The sequence below is a fragment of the Sporosarcina quadrami genome (genome assembly GCF_014836615.1).
In the GTDB taxonomy this organism is placed as follows: Bacteria; Bacillota; Bacilli; order Bacillales_A; family Planococcaceae; genus Sporosarcina; species Sporosarcina quadrami.
Genome location: NZ_JACSQN010000011.1, coordinates 1 through 19,445 on the forward strand (window position 1 = coordinate 1; position 19,445 = coordinate 19,445).

The 19,445-nt window shown below is 42.9% G+C and carries 16 protein-coding genes; 5 read left to right on the forward strand and 11 right to left on the reverse strand.

All coding sequences use genetic code 11. The features are described 5' to 3' along the window. Positions 1-360: 360 nt before the first annotated feature. The 6 genes from H9649_RS12295 to H9649_RS12320 form a co-directional block, all read right to left on the reverse strand. Positions 361-1,536, reverse strand: coding sequence for an IS256 family transposase (locus H9649_RS12295; protein WP_191695199.1), 1,176 nt, complete (start codon positions 1,534-1,536; stop codon positions 361-363). A 214-nt stretch (positions 1,537-1,750) separates the two neighbouring features. After that, positions 1,751-3,850 carry a methyl-accepting chemotaxis protein gene (locus H9649_RS12300; RefSeq protein ID WP_191695200.1) on the reverse strand — a complete coding sequence of 700 codons (2,100 nt, stop codon included), beginning with the start codon at positions 3,848-3,850 and terminating at the stop codon, positions 1,751-1,753. A 321-nt stretch (positions 3,851-4,171) separates the two neighbouring features. Beyond that, a complete protein-coding gene (locus tag H9649_RS12305; RefSeq protein WP_191695201.1) occupies positions 4,172-6,106 on the reverse strand; it encodes an ABC transporter permease in 1,935 nt (644 codons plus the stop codon). After that, positions 6,093-6,869: an ABC transporter ATP-binding protein gene (locus H9649_RS12310; protein ID WP_191695202.1), complete on the reverse strand. Its 777-nt coding sequence runs from the start codon at positions 6,867-6,869 to the stop codon at positions 6,093-6,095. The genes H9649_RS12305 and H9649_RS12310 overlap by 14 nt, the downstream gene beginning before the upstream one ends. A 101-nt stretch (positions 6,870-6,970) precedes the next feature. Further along, a complete protein-coding gene (locus H9649_RS12315; protein ID WP_225229869.1) occupies positions 6,971-7,987 on the reverse strand; it encodes a sensor histidine kinase in 1,017 nt (338 codons plus the stop codon). Between the two features lie 19 nt (positions 7,988-8,006). Further along, positions 8,007-8,690 (reverse strand): response regulator transcription factor, encoded by a 684-nt coding sequence (locus tag H9649_RS12320; RefSeq protein WP_191695203.1) that lies wholly within the window; start codon positions 8,688-8,690, stop codon positions 8,007-8,009. A 539-nt stretch (positions 8,691-9,229) separates the two neighbouring features. On the opposite strand from H9649_RS12320, the gene H9649_RS12325 reads away from it, so the two are divergent. The 3 genes from H9649_RS12325 to H9649_RS12335 are packed head-to-tail and all read left to right on the forward strand — an operon-like array spanning position 9,230 to position 11,902. After that, positions 9,230-10,363 carry a betaine/proline/choline family ABC transporter ATP-binding protein gene (locus H9649_RS12325; RefSeq protein ID WP_191695204.1) on the forward strand — a complete coding sequence of 378 codons (1,134 nt, stop codon included), beginning with the start codon at positions 9,230-9,232 and terminating at the stop codon, positions 10,361-10,363. Further along, on the forward strand, positions 10,356-11,015 hold the full coding sequence (locus H9649_RS12330) for an ABC transporter permease (protein ID WP_191695205.1): 660 nt from the start codon (positions 10,356-10,358) through the stop codon (positions 11,013-11,015). Before H9649_RS12325 ends, H9649_RS12330 begins: the two co-directional genes overlap by 8 nt. Then, positions 11,012-11,902, forward strand: coding sequence for a glycine betaine ABC transporter substrate-binding protein (locus tag H9649_RS12335; protein WP_191695206.1), 891 nt, complete (start codon positions 11,012-11,014; stop codon positions 11,900-11,902). The genes H9649_RS12330 and H9649_RS12335 overlap by 4 nt, the downstream gene beginning before the upstream one ends. 245 nt (positions 11,903-12,147) lie before the next feature. Here H9649_RS12335 and H9649_RS12340 read toward each other — a convergent pair whose 3' ends face one another. Next, positions 12,148-13,098 (reverse strand): nuclease-related domain-containing protein, encoded by a 951-nt coding sequence (locus H9649_RS12340; RefSeq protein WP_191695207.1) that lies wholly within the window; start codon positions 13,096-13,098, stop codon positions 12,148-12,150. Between the two features lie 218 nt (positions 13,099-13,316). Between H9649_RS12340 and H9649_RS12345 the strand changes: the two genes are divergently transcribed. Then, positions 13,317-13,991, forward strand: coding sequence for a response regulator transcription factor (locus tag H9649_RS12345; RefSeq protein ID WP_191695208.1), 675 nt, complete (start codon positions 13,317-13,319; stop codon positions 13,989-13,991). Beyond that, positions 13,988-15,013 carry a sensor histidine kinase gene (locus H9649_RS12350; protein WP_191695209.1) on the forward strand — a complete coding sequence of 342 codons (1,026 nt, stop codon included), beginning with the start codon at positions 13,988-13,990 and terminating at the stop codon, positions 15,011-15,013. Before H9649_RS12345 ends, H9649_RS12350 begins: the two co-directional genes overlap by 4 nt. Before the next feature lie 33 nt (positions 15,014-15,046). Here H9649_RS12350 and H9649_RS12355 read toward each other — a convergent pair whose 3' ends face one another. The 4 genes from H9649_RS12355 to H9649_RS12370 all read right to left on the reverse strand — a co-directional run bounded on the left by H9649_RS12355 (position 15,047) and on the right by H9649_RS12370 (position 19,444). Beyond that, positions 15,047-17,011 (reverse strand): ABC transporter permease, encoded by a 1,965-nt coding sequence (locus H9649_RS12355; RefSeq protein ID WP_191695210.1) that lies wholly within the window; start codon positions 17,009-17,011, stop codon positions 15,047-15,049. Next, positions 16,998-17,765: an ABC transporter ATP-binding protein gene (locus H9649_RS12360; protein WP_191695211.1), complete on the reverse strand. Its 768-nt coding sequence runs from the start codon at positions 17,763-17,765 to the stop codon at positions 16,998-17,000. Before H9649_RS12360 ends, H9649_RS12355 begins: the two co-directional genes overlap by 14 nt. 136 nt (positions 17,766-17,901) lie before the next feature. Further along, a complete protein-coding gene (locus H9649_RS12365) occupies positions 17,902-18,684 on the reverse strand; it encodes a nucleotidyltransferase domain-containing protein (protein ID WP_191695212.1) in 783 nt (260 codons plus the stop codon). A gap of 25 nt (positions 18,685-18,709) precedes the next feature. After that, entirely contained in the window at positions 18,710-19,444 is a 735-nt protein-coding gene (locus tag H9649_RS12370; protein WP_191695213.1) for a class I SAM-dependent methyltransferase, read from the reverse strand. Position 19,445: the final 1 nt, after the last annotated feature.

The window sequence follows — 19,445 nt, forward strand, 5'->3', positions numbered from 1 at the left end:
ACGTTTCGATACTACCGGGTTACGTTTCGTTGCGCGAAGGTTACGTTTCGATACGGCCGTTCTATGTTTCGATACGGCGTCTACGTTTCGATACGGCGTCTACGTTTCGATACGACCGAGTTACGTTTCGTTGCGCGAAGGTTACGTTTCGATACGAGCGTTATATGTTTCGATACGGGGGCTACGTTTCGATACGATCGATTTACGTTTCGTTGCGCGAAGGTTACGTTTCGATACGGGGGCTACGTAGTCAAGTCCAGAGTCCTGTGTAAATTCCTTATGCTCTGTTCACTATTCATTTATAGGTCTTTGTTGTTTAGGAGGGAAGGGGGTACCCCCTTCCCTCCTAAACTATTTTCCTCATTTTTTTGGGAGCTTCAATGGCTTATGGGATTGTTGTTGTTCATCGTAGTTCATCAGTACGGCTCCAATCAGTCGAAACGCAGACTGGTCGTTCGGGAAGATCCGAATGACCTGCTCACGTCTCCTGACCTCTTGATTCAGTCTTTCCAAATGGTTTGTACTCGATAGATAGCGTCTGAAGGCTTCTGGCTCATTCATGAACTGCACGGCGCTGTCGAAGCCGTTCTCCAAGGTCTCCAATGCTTTTTCCAGTTTGGATTCGTCCTCGTATTTGTTGACCACCCGCTCTTTTTCTTTCCGTGCACTTTCTACATCAAGAGCTTGAAAGATTTGACGGACATCCAACTTGAACTGCTGCATGCCCTTTTTAGGCACTTGATCAAAGATATTTCGTTTGAAGTGAACAGAACAGCGTTGCCAGGAAGTGCCGGTAAAATCCTGTTGAATAGCCTGTTTAAGTCCTTCGTGCGCATCGGAAACGATCAGTTTCGGAGATTGCAGACCCCGGTTCTTCAAGTACTGAATGAATGTCTGCCATCCCTTTTTACTCTCCTGAGCATCCACTCGCAATCCAATCACTTCACGGCGATTCTCGGCATTAATCGCAGTCGCGATATAGACGGCTTTCGAGACGACTTTTTGATTTTCCCGCACCTTGATGTACATAGCGTCCATAAAAAGGTATTTGTAGTACATGACATTCAGTGGACGGTTGGCCCATTGAGTAACAATGGGGTCCAGTTTGGCCGTCAAGGAAGAGACGAAGGACTTGGAGACACGCTGACCACACAGGGTCTCGACCACATTGGATACTTTACGTGTGGAAACACCGTTCACCACCATTTCAAGCATCCCAAGGACAAATGCCTGATCCACCCGTGCATATTTTTCGAAGACAGACGGGGAGAAATCTCCTTCCCGTGTTCTTGGCACGCGGAGTGTGATCCTGCCGATTGAAATCATGAGCTCACGCTCATAGTAGCCGTTTCGGTAATCCCGGCGTTCGGACGTGCGTTCATAAGATTGAGCCTGTAGGTGATTGTCTCTTTCATTTTCCATCAATTCCTCCAGCGCCAGTACGACAGCTGATTTTACAACAGCGTCCATATTCGAATGCAAGACCGAGTCTTTTACTTCTTCAGGATTTAGGTTAAGATAATTAAATAGGGTCATCATCAATTCCTCCTCAATGTGATCGTGGTTGTGAACATTGTAGCATAAGGAATTGATGTGGCCTTTTTCTATTTACACAATTATACGGACTTCACCCGATACGGTCGAGTTACATTTCGATACGAATCGCCTACGTTTCGTTGCGGCCGGGTTACGTTTCGATACGACCCGTCTACGTTTCGTTGCGAAACGTAGTAAACCTCGTAGTCCCCCGTTAAATCAACTTAAAACGCTCCACAACACTCTGCAGTTCATTCGCAATATTCTTCATACGCGTTGTCGAATCTGCGACACGTTCCAACTCGTTCTGCTGAGCGACTGACGACGCGCTCACTTGTTCAGCGGACGCGGCTGTTTCTTCAGATACCGCTGAGACGCTTTGAATCGATAGGATCACTTGGTCTTTATGCGTAAGCATTTCTTCAAGTTCAGCTGTGAGCTCCTTAATCGAACGGCTCATCTGCTCCGTTAATTCGGCATTTTGGACGAATGAAGATTCCGTACCTGTAACCGATTGATTTTGCCCTTCCATCAATTGCATATTGGACTCGATAACGGTGACCGTCTGTTTCGATTCCGCAATGATTTCCTGGACCGTTTTCTGGATGACTTCCGTTTCAACCCTCGACTGCTCCGCAAGTTTACGGACTTCCTCGGCAACGACTGCGAACCCTTTGCCATGTTCTCCTGCACGCGCCGCTTCAATACTCGCATTTAATGCAAGTAGATTCGTTTGCGCGGTAATGTCCTGGATTGATGTGATGACTTGATTGATGGCTTCAATTTTTGTCGATAACGCATCCATCTGTTGCTGGACTTTCGTGTTCATTTCATTCGCAGAAGCATTGTGTTCACGCAAATTCCTCACTTCTGACATACCCTTTTCTGTCGAGTCAACAGTCTGCACTGACAACAAATCCATACTGTCAGCCAATTGCGAGAGCGCAGTAATTTGCTCGGCAAGTACTGCCATGCTGTTACTTGTCTCTTCTGTGTCTTCAGACTGCTTAGATGCACCTTGCGCAATTTCGTTCGTTGCAAGCGACACTTCTTCACTGGATGCCACAATTTCTTCAAACGCTTGATGGACATGCGTCGATGAATCATTCAGTTCCGTAGAAGATAGACGTACTTCATTCATCGCCTCGTTTGTTTGACGAAGCATGTTATTATAGGCGTTCGATACAGCACCAATCTCATCGTTTTTGATATATTTATCATCAATATATTGTGTAATGTCACCCGTTGCTGCTCGTTCAATCGATTTCTGTAAGTAGGACAACGGTTTCATTTGTCTAAAGATGAAAACTACCGTAGCAATGGACATCACAACGACCATTACGATAGCTGCGATGATTGTAACCCAAAGAATTGCATTAAATGTCGACAGTATTTTAGATTTAGGAAGGACTGTTTGAACGCTCCACATTTCATCGATATCAGGCAAGATAATCGGAGCAAATGTATTGAACGCTTGCTCGCCTAAACTTTTGGAATCGACGTATAGCGTTCCAACATCTCCTTGATCGAGCTGCACTTTCATACTCTCCCAATCAATGGAATCGCGCATATTCGAACCGTTCATCTCCGCTTTCAAACTGTTCGCAATGAGGTTCCCGCCGTCTGTTATGACGGACGCATACCCGCCATCTGGACTGATTGTCGTCACAAGTTCATTCAAGAAGTCAATGGATAAATCCGTCGTCAAGACACCGAAGAATTCACCTGAACTCGAAATAAGGGGAACGGAAATCGTCGCCATCATAATAGACTCTCCTCCCGTATTATACGTATACGGTTCAGTCAAAATGGCTCGCTTTTCGCTTTTAGGGATTAAATACCAATCGCCTTCTCCAACCGTGTCATAACCCCTTAGCGCCTCGATCGTTACTTTAGATCCGTCTTTATATAAATAAGGAACAAATCTTTTCGTTGAATCTACAAGCTTACGATCTGTGTCTTCAAGTGGAATAAATCCCTTTTCAAAAACAGCCGCCATTCCTGTAGCATCCTCATTCTTTTTCAAGTTATTTTCGATGATGCCAACTACTTCATCAGTCGTCAACGCACCTTGTGCTTGAAGTGTTTCAACTATATGTTTAGTTGTATGTAACATTTCATTCGTCTTATTAAACCGTTCACTAAGCACCGTGGCATTAAGTTGTGTATTTTCTATCGCAAACGCTTCTCCGTCGTCAACGCTCTTACCATGCAAAATCATACTCGTAATGACTGTATAAGTAAGGAATAAAACGAGAAAAAGTCCAATAATTAAGCCCGATAGTTTCCGAGCTATGCTTTTCTGCTTGTTCAATTGGTTGTACCTCCTACTAATTTTTAACTAGTTTAGTATAGCAGTTTCTACCTTAAATATATATACTTAAGTACTAAATAGATGCAATTACTATTGACCTATTGTCTGATAATTCATTTTGCAGATATACGTTCTGTATTTATTATTACTAATTGGTTCTAACTTATAGGTCATTGCATCTTATTAAATAAAAAAGATGATGCACCATAGAGGCAACACCATCGATTATACTATTTCTATTTTTATTGCTACGTTTATCACCGCCTTGCCGGTCTTTACCACCGACTCGCCCATTTACACGCATTCTCACACTTCCGCAACTTAAAACGCAGATTTTACCGTTTTCCGGTAATAGCCAACTGTCAAAATGGCGAAACCGAGATAAATCAACGCGTATATACCCATTGCAATTGAAGCGGGTAACGTAATGTCTGACATGAACATAAAGGATGCCGCTTTTATTGCGAAAATGGAATGCAGCAAACCGATCAGCAACGGCACACCGAAGACGAATACTTGCTTACGGACGATTCCGCGCATGATATCGTGCACATTGAAGCCAAGTTGACGCAACGTCGCATAACTTCTCTTCTCCTGCTCCGCCTCAGTCATTTGCTTGAAGTACAAAATACTGCCTGTCGAAATGAGGAATACTAGACCTAGAAAACCTGCGATGAAGATTAGCAACCCCGTAGATTGCATCGTAGAGATATACTGTGAGTAGTAATCAAATGTTAAACGGTCACCGTTATCCAAAATATCATGATAGATAGCAGAAGCTGTAGCTTGTTGGTTTTTATCGACAATCGTAACAGCTTTAAAGTTGCTAATTCTGTATGCCTCTTCTTCATTGATAAACAGAGCTTTAATCTCATGATAAAAAGCGTCATTTACAACAAGTTGCGTACCGGCAAAAGGAAGATTAATGACATTTCCTTCTCGAACCTTTGAAACGGTTACGTCCAACTCATTTTGTGCTGTCTTCAATTCCACCTCAAAAGGAACGTCCTCTGTTTTCATCATCCAATAGACAGATGCATCATAGAAGTAAGCTGATTGCATGTCCGGGATTTCGACATCAATACCCGCTTGTTGAAGTTGTTTTTCACTTACAATGCTGGCTGATAAATTCTCACCTAACCACTTTGTTGAAGTCGTTTCCTCAAGAAACTTCCCTTCTAAATTCAACACTTCAATCGGCGTATACAAATAAGAAATCCTTTGGCGATCAAGCTCATCCGTAAATTGTTTCTCTATAGCCTCATCTTGCTCTCCATACCCACCAAACATAAAATCATGCGGGTAAATGGAACGCGTTTCCTTCTCAGTCGAATAATAAAGTGAGTACGCCCCCGCCAACATCGTCAATGTCATTGCCGATAACACTGTAATAATTGTAAGTGAATTGGCATTTCCTTTCATTCGATGCATAAGCGGCGCGAGCGACAAACTGTTATTCAAACCGAGATGTCCTTGCTTGTGTTTTCGAACTTGATAAAACAACCAGCTTATTGTCACTCTGAATAACAGGTAGGTTCCTAAGATTGTTGAACCTAACACAGCGAGCATATTAAAGAACAAGAGAGGATTCATCATTCGACCAGACAGCCAATATCCAAACCCGATAAGCCCTATGCCAAGAAGCGCAAGAAATGCTGAACGGAAAGCTTTTGGCTTTTTCGGATGTTCTCCCTGCTTTTCTGCGTTAAATAGGCCAAGTAATGTTGTCCGACGTACTGCAATTAACATTTGTATGGAAGTCAGCATGATGATAGCCAGAAAAACAATAACTGTCTGGGTGACCGCAGCCATCGAAAACGTTAATTCAATAAATCCATCAAATCCAACCAATTTCATCAACAGTAATAAAAATACGCGTGACACGAGAATTCCTATACCAATTCCAATTGCTAACGCCCCGGCGCTAAGCAACGTATTTTCAATGATCAAAAGGCGTGCGACCGCGCTTTTAGTAAGCCCAATCAACTGATAAAGCCCAATTTCACGGCTTCTACGTTTCAAGAAAATCGAATTCGCATACACAACGAAAATCCCTGCAATGAACAATAGAAGAATACCTGCCACCTTGAACGCCGCTCCCATTGACCCACCCGACCGTTCAACAACCGAAGGATCGTGTTGCAAAGTTGCAAACACGAAATACAAAACAACGCTGAAAATCAGAGCAAAAAAGTACAAATAGTAATGCTTAATATTCTTTCGCATACTTCGGATAACCAAATCAAAGAGCGTCAACGCTGTCACCCCCGAGCACGCCTTGCACTTTCAGGATCTCCTGGAAGAAAGCTTGTCTCGTCTTATCGCCGCGGTACAATTCCGAATAAATATTGCCGTCTTTCAGGAAGACGACTCGGCTGCAATAGCTCGATGCGACAGGATCATGCGTCACCATCATGATCGTTACACCGCGCTGTTTATTCACATCTTCCAATGTTCCAAGCAATGAAGACGCCGATTTCGAATCAAGTGCACCCGTCGGCTCATCCGCGAAAACCATGGACGGCTTGTTGATCAGTGCACGTGCCGCTGACGTCCTCTGCTTCTGCCCGCCAGAAATTTCATGCGGGTATTTATCCGCAAGCTCTTTGATGCCCAGCAGATTTGCAATCGTATTGAACTGGTCCTCCGCTACCCGTTTTTTCATCTTGCCGAGCGACACGGGCAGCAGGATATTCTCCTTCACCGTCAACGTATCGAGCAAATTATAATCCTGGAAAATGAACCCGAGCTGATCACGCCTAAATGCGGACAGTTCTCGATCTTTCATTTTCGAAATATCCGATTCGCCAATCAAAATCGACCCTTCCGTCGTACGGTCAATTGTTGCAAGCACATTCAAAAGTGTCGTCTTCCCGGCACCCGACGCACCCATAATCCCAACAAATTCACCTTCCATTACTCGCAAATCGATCCCTTTCAGCACTTGCACGACATTACCTCGCGTACCGAATGACTTCCGCACATTTTGCGCATGTAATACTGTTTTATATTGTTCCATCCCTTTGACCTCCCTGTTTGCTATAACCTAATCTTACTAATTGTTTGCTGTACGGTCGTTTGATTTGGATGACAAACAGGTCGGTCAACGTTACATTTTCGTCACTTACGTGTAGCATCAAACTCATTTTCGATTGGAAACGTCATGGAGACGTTCGTCCCTTTGCCGAATTCCGAATCTATTGTCAGTAGAATCCCGATTTTCATCGCCACTTGTTGGGCCAAATAAAGACCCAGTCCCGTCGCCGCGTTATACAATCTTCCTGTATTTCCCGTGAACCCTTTATCGAACACTCTCGGCAAATCATGCGCCGGAATGCCCGGTCCTTCATCTATTATGGTTAACACACCGTGCCCGCCAGCTTTCCGGTGCGTCGCTATGAAAATCGTTCCGCCTGCTGGACTGTATTTAATAGCATTTGTCAGCAACTGGCGAATGATGAAGCGGCTCCATTTGCTATCCGTCACAATTTCCAGTTCCTTTTCATCAATATCAATGGAGATATTTTTCTCCAAACACCATGGTGTCAAATCTCGCAATTCCGCCGCAACAAGCCGGTACATATCCGTTTGCGCGAGCACATAATCCGTCTCAAGCGTCGGCATTCGCGACATATACAATTGCCTGTCAATGAGCAAATGCACCCGCAACCATTCCGCTTCAACCTTACGCATTGCGGGATACTCACGGTTCGCATCGATCGTCATTTTCATTGCGGTCAAAGGCGCTTTCACTTCATGTACCCAGGCGGCAGTATAATCACTTTCGATAAGATTCGCCGACTTCATTTCCGAAAGCTTCCCTATATGTTCATTCGCAACGCGCGTCAAGAATTCATTCGTCACCTGATCGCGATTGAACACAGGTTCCGGCAGCGCTTCTTGCCAATGCAAATCGTTTTCATTCGATATATGTAAAAGTTCCTTCGTATAAGACGTCTCTTTTTTATAACGCCAAAGAAGAAAAACGATGAAACCTGTAATGAGCAATACATTTAAATAGACGAGAGAACTTATATTCATCGCTAATCCTCTGTCCATCCACACGAGCATATCAGTGAATACAAGCGCGATCATAAACAGGACAATCCAGCTTTTCATATCTTTTAAATAGGACATAAACACTTACAATCCCCCTTCACAGCGTCACCGCCATATACCCCATCCCTTTTTTTGTGACAATCGCGTCACCGAGTCCGATGTCCACAAGTTTCTGCCGCAATCGAGTAACATTAACCGTCAGCGTATTGTCATTGACAAAACGTTCATCATCCCACAATTTGCGTATTAACTCATCTCTCGAAACGATTTCATCTTTCGCCTGCACAAGCACAGTCATAATGAAAAACTCGTTTTTTGTCAATTCCACATCGATGCTGCCCTTTCGGATCACGCCCCGTTTCATGTCGATGACAGCCCCATTCCACTCAAGCACATCGACAGATTCCTCCGCATATGCATATGTACGACGCAACGTCGCCTGAATTTTCGCAAGTAACACATCCGTATGGAAAGGTTTCTGCACATAATCATCCGCCCCCATATTCATTGCCATCACCATATCCATCGGATGATCGCGAGACGACAAAAAGATGATTGGCACTTTCGACACCGCGCGTATTTCGCGGCACCAATGGAACCCGTCATACGCGGGCAACTGTATATCCATAATGACCAAATGAGGCTTGGCCTCAACGAACGTCGACATCACATCATGAAAGCTTTCCGGTCCCTTCACCTCAAACGACCATTGTCCAAGTCGCTCTTTCAGTGAATCAAAAATCGCCTGATCGTCCTCCACAATAAAAATCTTCATATCCATCCGTTGCACTCCCCTTCTTACTTGCATTATACGTGTTAAGAGATGCGGATTTCGACTAGGAAGCTGGAATATGGTTATTTTAGTATGGAAATCAGCCTAGATAATGAGCTTTGCACAGAAGATTTATCGTTTACCACCGACTTAAAGTGATTTACCATTGACTCGGCGCACTTTACCACCGACTCGCCTATTTCGACAATCATCATCTTCAATCTAACGTTGCAACAGTCACAATAAAATAATTTTACTGACTGATTCGGCATCCTATTATTATGGATTTCGGACTGTCCACGAACTACCGAGAACAAGCGACTTACAAGCGTTTTCACTTCTCAATTCAGCATCCTATTTTCACCAGAAAACAAACCTCATTCACATTTGTTGTAATTAACATTCACCCGTTATTATGTTATGGTAGGTTACAAGACATGGTTGCTGACTGTTCAGCCAACAGATATGTCTTCTTTTTTTAGCCACATTTGATTTATTCATCTACTATTTGGCTTACTGCTATTTAGTAAAAAACACAGGAGGTACGTATGTTAAAATTTGAAAACGTCAGCAAAGTATACGACGACGGATTCAAAGCCGTTGATTCCATCAGCTTTGAAATCCCAAAAGGCGAATTACTCGTACTCATCGGCCCGAGTGGTTCAGGTAAGTCTACAACGATGAAAATGATTAATCGGATGGTGCCGCATACGAGCGGAACGATACTGATTGATGGTAAGGATACAAACTCTTATGTCGCTTCCGACCTTCGCAGAAGCATCGGTTATGTCATCCAGCAAATTGGGCTCTTCCCTCATTACACGATTGAAAAGAACATCTCCATTGTTCCACAGCTGAATGGATGGAGCGAGGAAAAAACGAAAGCGCGTGTCCTGGAACTGATGGAATTAGTCGGACTCGATCCAGCCATTTTCGCAACTCGCTATCCTAAAGAACTATCAGGTGGACAACAGCAACGCGTCGGCATTGCCCGTGCACTTGCATCAGACCCCGACGTCATTCTCATGGATGAACCGTTCAGTGCACTTGACCCGCTGACTCGGGAACAATTGCAAGGAGAATTGATTTCATTACACAAAAAACTAAATAAGACAATCATTTTCGTTACACATGACATGGATGAAGCACTTAAAATGGGCGATCGCATCGCCATTATGAAAGACGGAAAGCTGCTTCAATTGGACACCCCTGAAAAGTTGCTTCATGAACCCGCCCACGGTTTCGTTGAAGAGTTCATCGGAAAACACCGCATCATCCAAAACCCTGAATTGATGCCTGTCATCGACATCATGTCGGAATCAATCATCACGAGTTTTCCTCAAAGTTCTCCCGAAAAAGCCATTTCACTTATTCGTCAGCGAAAAATTACAGACCTGATTATTGTGGATGAAGACAAAACTTTGCTTGGCATTGTATCTGCATACGATGTCATCAAGAATCTAACAACGATTAAAACGATTGAAGAAGTCATGGCGCCTGTCGAGCATTACTTACAAGACACGACGTCAGCAAAAGACGCCATCATCATGATGGACGAAACGCCATTCGGCATGATTCCTATCGTCAACGACAAGAAAAAAGTCGTCGGCCTAGTTACTCGAGGTTCATTATTATCCGCCATGTCGAGCCAGTGGACAGAAACGGAGGATACTCATGAATAATTTATCAATTTGGCAACAACTTACACAACAACTACAAATGCGTTGGGGAGAAGTGTTGGAGGCGACATCCGTCCATATCCAGCTTGTCTTTTTCTCCATGCTTATCGCTATTGCGCTCGGTGTTTCACTCGGAATTCTCGTAACACGTGTCCCAAAATTATCTACATTAGTGCTAGGCGGCGCAGGCGTCATGCAGACCATTCCAAGTCTTGCATTACTCGGTTTCATGATTCCGCTGTTTGGAATCGGCGTCAAAACGGCGATCGCTGCACTATTCCTTTATTCACTGCTGCCGATTATCCGCAACACCTACACGGGAATCAAAGACGTTGACCCCGCTACCCGTGAAGCGGCTAAAGGGATGGGGATGACGAGTGCACAGATTTTATTCAAAGTCGAATTGCCTTTAGCGATTCCAGTCATCATGGCGGGAATCCGTACAGCTGCGGTCATTAACGTCGGTAACGCGACACTTGCCGCATTTATCGGCGCGGGTGGCTTAGGGGACTTTATCTTCCTCGGAATTACACGTGGAATTGACGGATTGATCCTTCTTGGCGCAATCCCCGCAGCATTGTTGGCGATCGTACTTGAACTGTTCTTCAGCGGCGTTGAACGTTGGACGACACCGAAAGGACTGAAAGCCGAATGAGGAAACGTATTTTCGCAATCCTATCGGCTGTCATGGTGTCCGTGCTGCTGAGTGGCTGCATTTTCATCGAAAAAGATTCGTTGATCCTCGGTTCTCGTAACAATACAGAGAGCATCATTTTGTCCCACGTGATGGGGCAACTCATTGAGGATAAAACCGATATCGATGTCATCTACAAAGAAAATCTAGGCGGCTCCAACGTTGTATGGAACGCAATGATTAACGATAAAATCGATGTTGTTCCCGATTACACTGGGACAATTGTCGTCAACTATTACCATGAAGAGCCCGGTGACGCTGACGAGACGCTTGAGTTAACGCGGCGGCTCGTCGGCGAAGATGGCATTATCGCCTTCGACACATTCGGCTTCAACAACACGTACACATTAGCTTTATGGGAAGATAAAGCGGAAGAACTCGGCGTGGTGACATTTAGTGACTTCGCTAAGTACTCCAATGATTTCATACTCGGCGCGGTCTTTGAATTCATTGACCGTCCAGATGGTTTGCCAGGCTTCTCGGAAGAATACAATCTAACGTTCAAAGACGTCAAAGGCATGGACCACGGCATCATGTACCGATCCATTAACGCAAACGAAGTCGACGTCATCAACTCGTACACAACAGACGGCCAGCTTCAGGAATTCGACCTACGCGTGCTCGAGGACGACAAATCATACTTCCCTCCTTACCACGCCCTCCCGCTCGTTCGCGAGGAAATTTTGGAGGAATACCCTGAAATCGAGGAAGTTCTCAAATCCCTCGCAGGTATGATCAACGAAGAAGCAATGCAGAAGATGAATGGCCAAGTCGATAACGACGGCATGATGGTCGAACAAGTCGCACATGACTTTTTAGTGGAAGTTGGATTGATTGAGGCGGAATGAGTTCTTCTCTTAGTGAGTTGTAAATGGAGCACACTTTAGACTGGAGGATTGCCTTGCATGCGGTTATCACCGACTCTACGGCAAGTATCACCGACTCGGGAACACTTATCACCGACTCTCGACCTGTTATCACCGACTTGAGCGGAGTTATCACCGACTCGGTGCACTTTATCACCGACTCACCTTTATACGCTCCATTTACACACAAAAAAGCGCACAATTCATGTGCGCTTTTTGTTTTCTCCCTAAATTTTAATTCTATAAGTCCGCCCTCGTTTTGTTCCCCTCGCCTCCAACTCCATCGACGCCAACAACCGATGTGCAGTTTGCTGCCGATCAACATGTAGAAACTCCCTACAATCTTTATTCGTCATCTCGCCTCCGAACAAATGAAACCAATCGCGGATGGCTTGTTCATGTGCGGTACGACTCGTCACCCCGCAAGCCAAACAGCGCCAGCCACCCATATATTTCTCCATTCCCAAAACACCACACTCCGGACAAATCACACCCGTGCGAAAATCATGCTTCGGAATTTTATACATTTCGCTAATCGGTGACGGCCTGAAAGATCTATGACTCTTCTTCAAATCAACCAATAACTTGGAAAACGTCTTTTCTTCCAACAGTGGGGATTCTGTAGGGAGCTTGCGGATAAATGTGGGGACCGAATGGGGGAATAAAATCGGAACGACCGTATCAAACACGTCAATCCGCTGTTTCGCATAGGCGAGTACAACAGCTCCATACACAGGAATCGACACACCTCGACTACTCAACCAATCCTGAAACAACTCACAATTGCTCTCCAACTGAGCAAGCGGACTTTGAAAGCCCGTCACTTGACCGGAATCCGACTTGCGGATCAACTGCGGCGGATTTGCCGTCACTATCAGCTCACCTGAAATATTCTTCACTTCGAATAAAACCGCAAACCATGGCGTCACCAACAACGTATCCACTTGAAAATACGTACTCGACATAAGAGACATATCGTGAAAAACCCCATGCTTCATGGAAAACGAATACCTATCAAAAACCTTGTCCAACTCCTGTTCACCGCCAAATCCGGCTTGAACAGCGGCTAACCTCGCCGACAAAATCGGCATCATTTCATGGGTATTCGGCAAACGGCCAATAGCTGCATCCAAACTCGCAAGCATAAGCGGCGCCATTCTTCTCTTATAAATGAACACAATTCAACTCCATTCCTCATATTTCGTTACCTATGAATCTACTACAAAAAGAACATTCAGTCAATTAAGATATCTAATTGGAATCGTATCCTGCCAGATAACTATTCTTCGCCCCACCTTTAACTCCCCCTCCCCTTCTTACATTTTTGTCACTACTCTAATTCGGGTAAAAGCTTGTGGTACAATTTAGGTAACTTCTATAATAGGACGTGAAATTGATGTTCACCATTTTAATTGTCGAAGATGAAAAGAAAATCAGTGACTTGGTTGCAGAGGAATTAAGAAAATGGGGCTATACCGCTCAGACAGTTGAAGATTTTCAAAAAGTAGAAGAGTCATTTCAATCTACAAACCCCCACCTCGTCATAATGGATATTAACTTGCCTTATTACAACGGCTTTCATTGGTGTGAACGAATTCGTCGTCATTCTAATATACCGATTCTCTTTCTCTCATCTCGTACAGAGATGATGGATATGATGATGGCGTTAAACATGGGTGGCGATGATTTCATCCAGAAACCTTTTTCGATGGAAATGCTCCTCACGAAAGTTCATACTCTTCTCAGAAGATCGTACACCTATCATCAAATCGAATCGCATGTCATCACACACCGAGACATGACGCTCCATGTAAAAAAGGCAGTTATAACCATTAATAATCAAGATATCGAGCTAACAAAGAACGAATTTAAAATCCTTTGCGTCTTGCTCGAACACAATAACCAAATTGTTCAGAGGGATGAACTAATGGCTGCTTTATGGGAAGACGAAAGTTTCATCGACGATAATACACTAACAGTTAACATCAATCGACTACGAAGAAAATTAAGCGAATATGGCATTGATGATTATATCCAGACGAAAAAAGGACAGGGGTATATGCTTGTATGAATGTATCCTTTTGGCAGTATTTCACCTTTCAAAAACGCATAATTGCTATGTATGTGATAATCATGTCCTTCATCACGATTATGCTATATATCGAACCAACAATGTCCGTACATATATCCAATGTCCTATACATGAATGCTGTCTCTCTCGGCTTCTTTCTTTCCTACTTAGCGATTGACTATTTTTATATAAAGAAGCATTTCACAAAAATAATGTCCCATTGGAATGATGGAATCTACATTCCGGAAGGCATCGGTGCTCCCAAAACATACGAGCAGCACTTATATAGACAATGGTTTCAAACAATCAATGAGCAGCATCAACAAAAAATGGTTTCCATCACTCAAGAGAAAAAAGAGTCTTTGGAATTTATGACTTCCTGGTTTCATGAGATAAAAACACCCATCGCCGTGTGCAAACTAATTCTTGAGCAATCATCCAATTACCCCGACTCACAAAGCATTCAAGAAGAAATCTCGCGTATCGAACGGAATGTTGAACAAGCTCTCTACTTTACAAGGTCGGATCATTTCACCCAGGACTATCACATCTCACAAATTGAATTGGATAAGGTCGTCCGCACAGTTGTAAAACAACACGCCAAACAATTTATTCAGCGTAAGATAAGAGCAGATCTTCAGATTGAATCAATTCAAGTGGAAACCGACTCAAAATGGGTAGGATATATACTGTCGGAAGTTCTCTCAAATGCATTGAAATATAGTCTTGATGAAGGCACAATTTCCATTCATTCTGAAGAGGATAAAAAAGAGGTTCGATTGACCATTACAGACAACGGGATCGGCATATCACAAGCTGACCTACCTCGTGTTTTCCATCTAGGATTCACCGGTAGCAACGGAAGAATTCATCATAAATCTACTGGGATGGGACTATATTTAGCGAAGAAATTAACGACTAAAATGGGACATGAGCTATCGATTACGTCGCAAGAAAATCAGTATACTACCATTACCATCCACTTCCCAAAACGGTTAGATTACTATGCGATCGTTACCTAAAAAAACGAGAGAGCCAATGCTCCCTCGTTTCTATTATGAATTTACAAGTTTGATCGCTGTCGCTAAGGTTATTCTGTAATAACCGCCATACAGCAATGAGTACACGATTGTGCAAATGATAACAGGCGTAACGAAGTTGATGTCCATTACATGAGATAAGGCGCTGAGAATTATGGAACTGTGTCCGATGCCGACGATGAGCGGCAACAAAAACTGGATAATTGTTTGTCTAGCAATCAATTTTTTCACTTTCCGCTGACTCAAGCCGAGATTACGTAAAGTTTGATACCTTTTACGGTCTTCCGTCGTTTCAGTCAACATTTTAAAGTAAATAATACTGCCCGTAGCGGTTAAGAAAACAAGCCCCAAGAAACCGAAAACAAATATAAGGAGTCCATAAATCGATTGCGCTTTCTCATTGTTTTCTGAAAAACTATAAAAATCCATGTGAGGCTCATATCGATCAAGCTCAGGTAAAACACTACCTTCATATATTGTCCTCAATTGCTCAGTTAACGGACCTGAATTTTCTTGGTCAGCAACCTTTACGATACGTGTCAGTATTGGAGTAATTCCTTCTTGTATCTGTTTATAATCCTCATCGTTCAAAATAAGAACTGATGGTTGAACGCCATAGTTAAATATGGATTCGATTTTATTCCCCACCACATGAATTGGCTTTTCAATCCCATTCATTGCTAAAGAAATAGTTCGACCTACATTCCCATCCTCTTTTTGTGAACCTATGAAATTGCGACCTAGCATGATTGTTTTACCTTCAGCGAGCGTGGATATTGCTTGACGATCCATTTGATCGGCAAGGCGATTATATGTTGCTAATGGAATGGCAGCAAATTGCTGTTCAAAGTAATAGTAACCACCTGGAATAGTTTCCAGGTCATCGGCTTTCCCTGATATCATGAGATACTCAAATGTTTCATCAAAAAGGATTGAATTGTTTTTACTATTGGTTAAAACAGCAGACATTTCCTCATTCAGCTGTTCTCCAGTGACTTCAAACTGGTAACTGAATGGAACGTGATCCTCCAATGTCTGCAAGGTGTTGTAGTACATCGTATAAGCAAAACCAAATGCAACTAGCGTTACACCATTTAATACGGATATGACTGTTAAGATTATTGCATTACTTTTTAATCTACTTTTCAATTGGGTGAATGTAATTAAATTCTTCCACTTGTAATATGCACCCTTCTTGTTTTGCAGGATATGGACGAATAACCCACTAGCAGAATGAAAAAGCATATAGGAGCCTGCCACTAAAAGAATGATTACTCCGCTAAAGTTACGTCCAAAATGAGTATCCCAACTTTTCGAATCATATGCATGCAATAGACTCCAATAACTAATGCCTAGCAATCCAAAAGCTAATAACGCAATAATTGAGGACGGTTTCACCACGGACTGTACTTTATTTTTTGCTTGAAATAAGTCGATGAGCTGAAAGCGATGAATAATCCGAGATCCCTGGAATGACGTCAACAGCATCATCAATAAAAAAACAATTACAGTTTGCACGATAGGTATTACGTTAACTGTGAAATGAACAACCAGATTAATCCCCATTATTTTAAGAAGCATCATACTGAAAAACACGGAGAATACTTGCCCCAATCCAATACCTACTCCTAACGATAGAAGGCTGAGTACCATATTTTCGTAAAACAGCATTCGGCCAATTTCCGTTTTTGTAGCTCCTACTAGTGCATAGATACCGATTTCTTGCTTTCTATTCCGAATAAAAAACGTATTCGAATACCAAACAAAAATTGCAATAAAGACAAGCAATAAAATAGAAGCTCCAGTTAAAACCGGTCCAATCTTATCTTCTCTCCCAAAAGCATCTGCAATCTGATCGTTGTATTGTAAGGAGACAAAAGTGAAATAGATTAGTACGCTAAACGTGAGAGAAGCGATGTAAATGAAATACCTTCCGAAGTTATGTTTCAGGTTTTTCAGGACCACATCATACAAACTCATGGTTTCCGCCCCCCATTGAAGATAAGGTCGTCACCAATTGATCAAAGAAACGTTTTCGCTCCTTATCCCCTTTCACCAATTCCGTAAACAAACTGCCATCCTTTATGAAAATGACCCGGTCGCAATAACTAGCTGCGAATGCATCATGCGTAACCATGAGGATTGTTGTTTGAAAGTCCCGGTTCAATACGTTAAAAGCATTTAACAAATCCATTGATGACTTTGAATCTAATGCCCCAGTAGGTTCATCCGCCAAAACCAATGAGGGATTATGAATAATTGCCCTTGCTGCCGCAGTTCGTTGCTTTTGCCCACCTGAAGTCTGATAAGGGTACTTTTCCAGAATACCTTGAATGCCAAGCACAGAAGCGACCTCTTCAACTTTGCTGTCTATCGTTGCAACCGCTTGATTTGCAAAGGCCAATGGTAACAAGATATTCTCCCGAATTGTCAAGGAGTCTAGTAAATTATAATCTTGAAAGATGAATCCTAAATTCGTTCTTCTAAATTCTGATAACGGTTCATCACGCAAGCCAGTAATATCTTTTCCATTGATTTGAATACTACCAAGCGTCGGTTTGTCAATGGTAGCTAAAATATTGAGCAACGTTGTTTTCCCTGCTCCAGAAGGACCCATGATGCCTACAAATTCACCTTTATGTATTGTCAGGTCCACTTCGTTTAAGACCGGAAAAAGATTCGTTTTCGTTCCATACACTTTTTCAATGCCACGAGCTTGTAATACAACATCCACTTGTCATACCCCCATATCTTCTCTTGCTTTACTATTACAAGCATACATCGAGAAGAAATGGTCATCCATAGATTCGACGAACAAATCAGATGGTAATCTTACATTTTCGTCACTACACATTCCCCTATTCACCTTGTTATGAATACTCACTACTACCATGCAATTCGATCATACTTCGTAAAAAGCGTATCGTTTGATCTTCTTCAATTAATTGCGTTTGAATCCACTCAACCTCACGTTCCAGCAATCTACTAATCCGCTCCACCGCCTGCCCATGTTTCTGAGGGGTGATGAACTCCATAATCTCCTCCAATTCAAACACAACCGATTCCGGCAATGAACGTTCAAGCGTTTTCAATCCTAACGCAGCCCGTTCCGGAGCATATCGGAACAATAAAACCCGCCCCAAATGATTAACAACATTCGTCAACATCCGCACCGACCAAATATCATTTCCCCGTGCAGCTGACTGTTTATATTGATACAAAAACCACGCGACATCCAACACATCATCACGATATTGCTCCCCAGAGATCGTCAGCCCTTGCGTATGTAAAAACTCCTCCATCACATTTTCCGGATCATACAACACCTTAAAATGATCACCGCCAACGAACGATTCCTTCGTCACTGTGAATAAATCAATATGCAGCATATCGTCATATACAGCAATGATTTGAGGTGCAACAATGAAAATATCATCCATTAAAATAGTATCCCGATACGCATGCACATGATTCATCCGATTGGAGAGGAACTGCTCTTTATTCTCCTCGTTAACTAAACAATACAAATCGATGTCCGAATGCGCATCATGCTCGCCCCTGCCCATCGATCCCTTCAAAAAGATCGCCTGTACAAGCGGATCACTTTTCAAACTCTCACTTATCTTCTCAACCGCCAATTCTTGACTTAACATACGTCTTCTCCCTCACTTATCAGTTTCAAATAGAAATCTCAAAAACCTGAAATACATTCCCTTCGCCATAGCCATCCTTCACTGTATGTATGACGACATCCTTAAATCCATTTCGTTTTAGCAAATCCTCAAATTCGCCAAGTCCATACACCCGTATCGGAAAGTCCATCAACTCCGTCTTCACCAACTGTTCGTCCACTATCGATTCATATTTCAGTTGGATGAAAAGCACTTTTTCATCTTCCTTATAATGAACCTTTCTATATTCCTTAATAAGCTCCTCATCTATTACCAGCTCATTCGTTTTCAACCATTCCGGAATTTCTTCCACCTCATCAGGCGTCGTGACGATCGTAATCAGTAACTTTCCATCACTCGCTAAAACAGACTTCATATTCTGCAAACTTCGGTCAACCAACGTTTCAGGAACAAGTGAAAATGACCCGATCGGAATCATTACAAGATCATACTTTTCCTCACTAATAAAGTCCTCTATCCTTTGTTTACTGACAATCGGTTCCAGGTCCAGTTTCTTCCCCTTCTCCATACACATCTTCAGCATTTCTTCAGACATATCAAATCCTTCAATATCAATCCCTTTTTGCATGAACGGGATAAGCATCCTTCCATTACCACACATCGGCTCCAATACTTTTTTCCCGTTTGCAAATGAAAGATAAAAATCTAACTCCTTATTATTCGCTACAGACTTATCGCTTTCATACACTTTTGTACAAAGTGCCCCATAGTATTCTTTCATG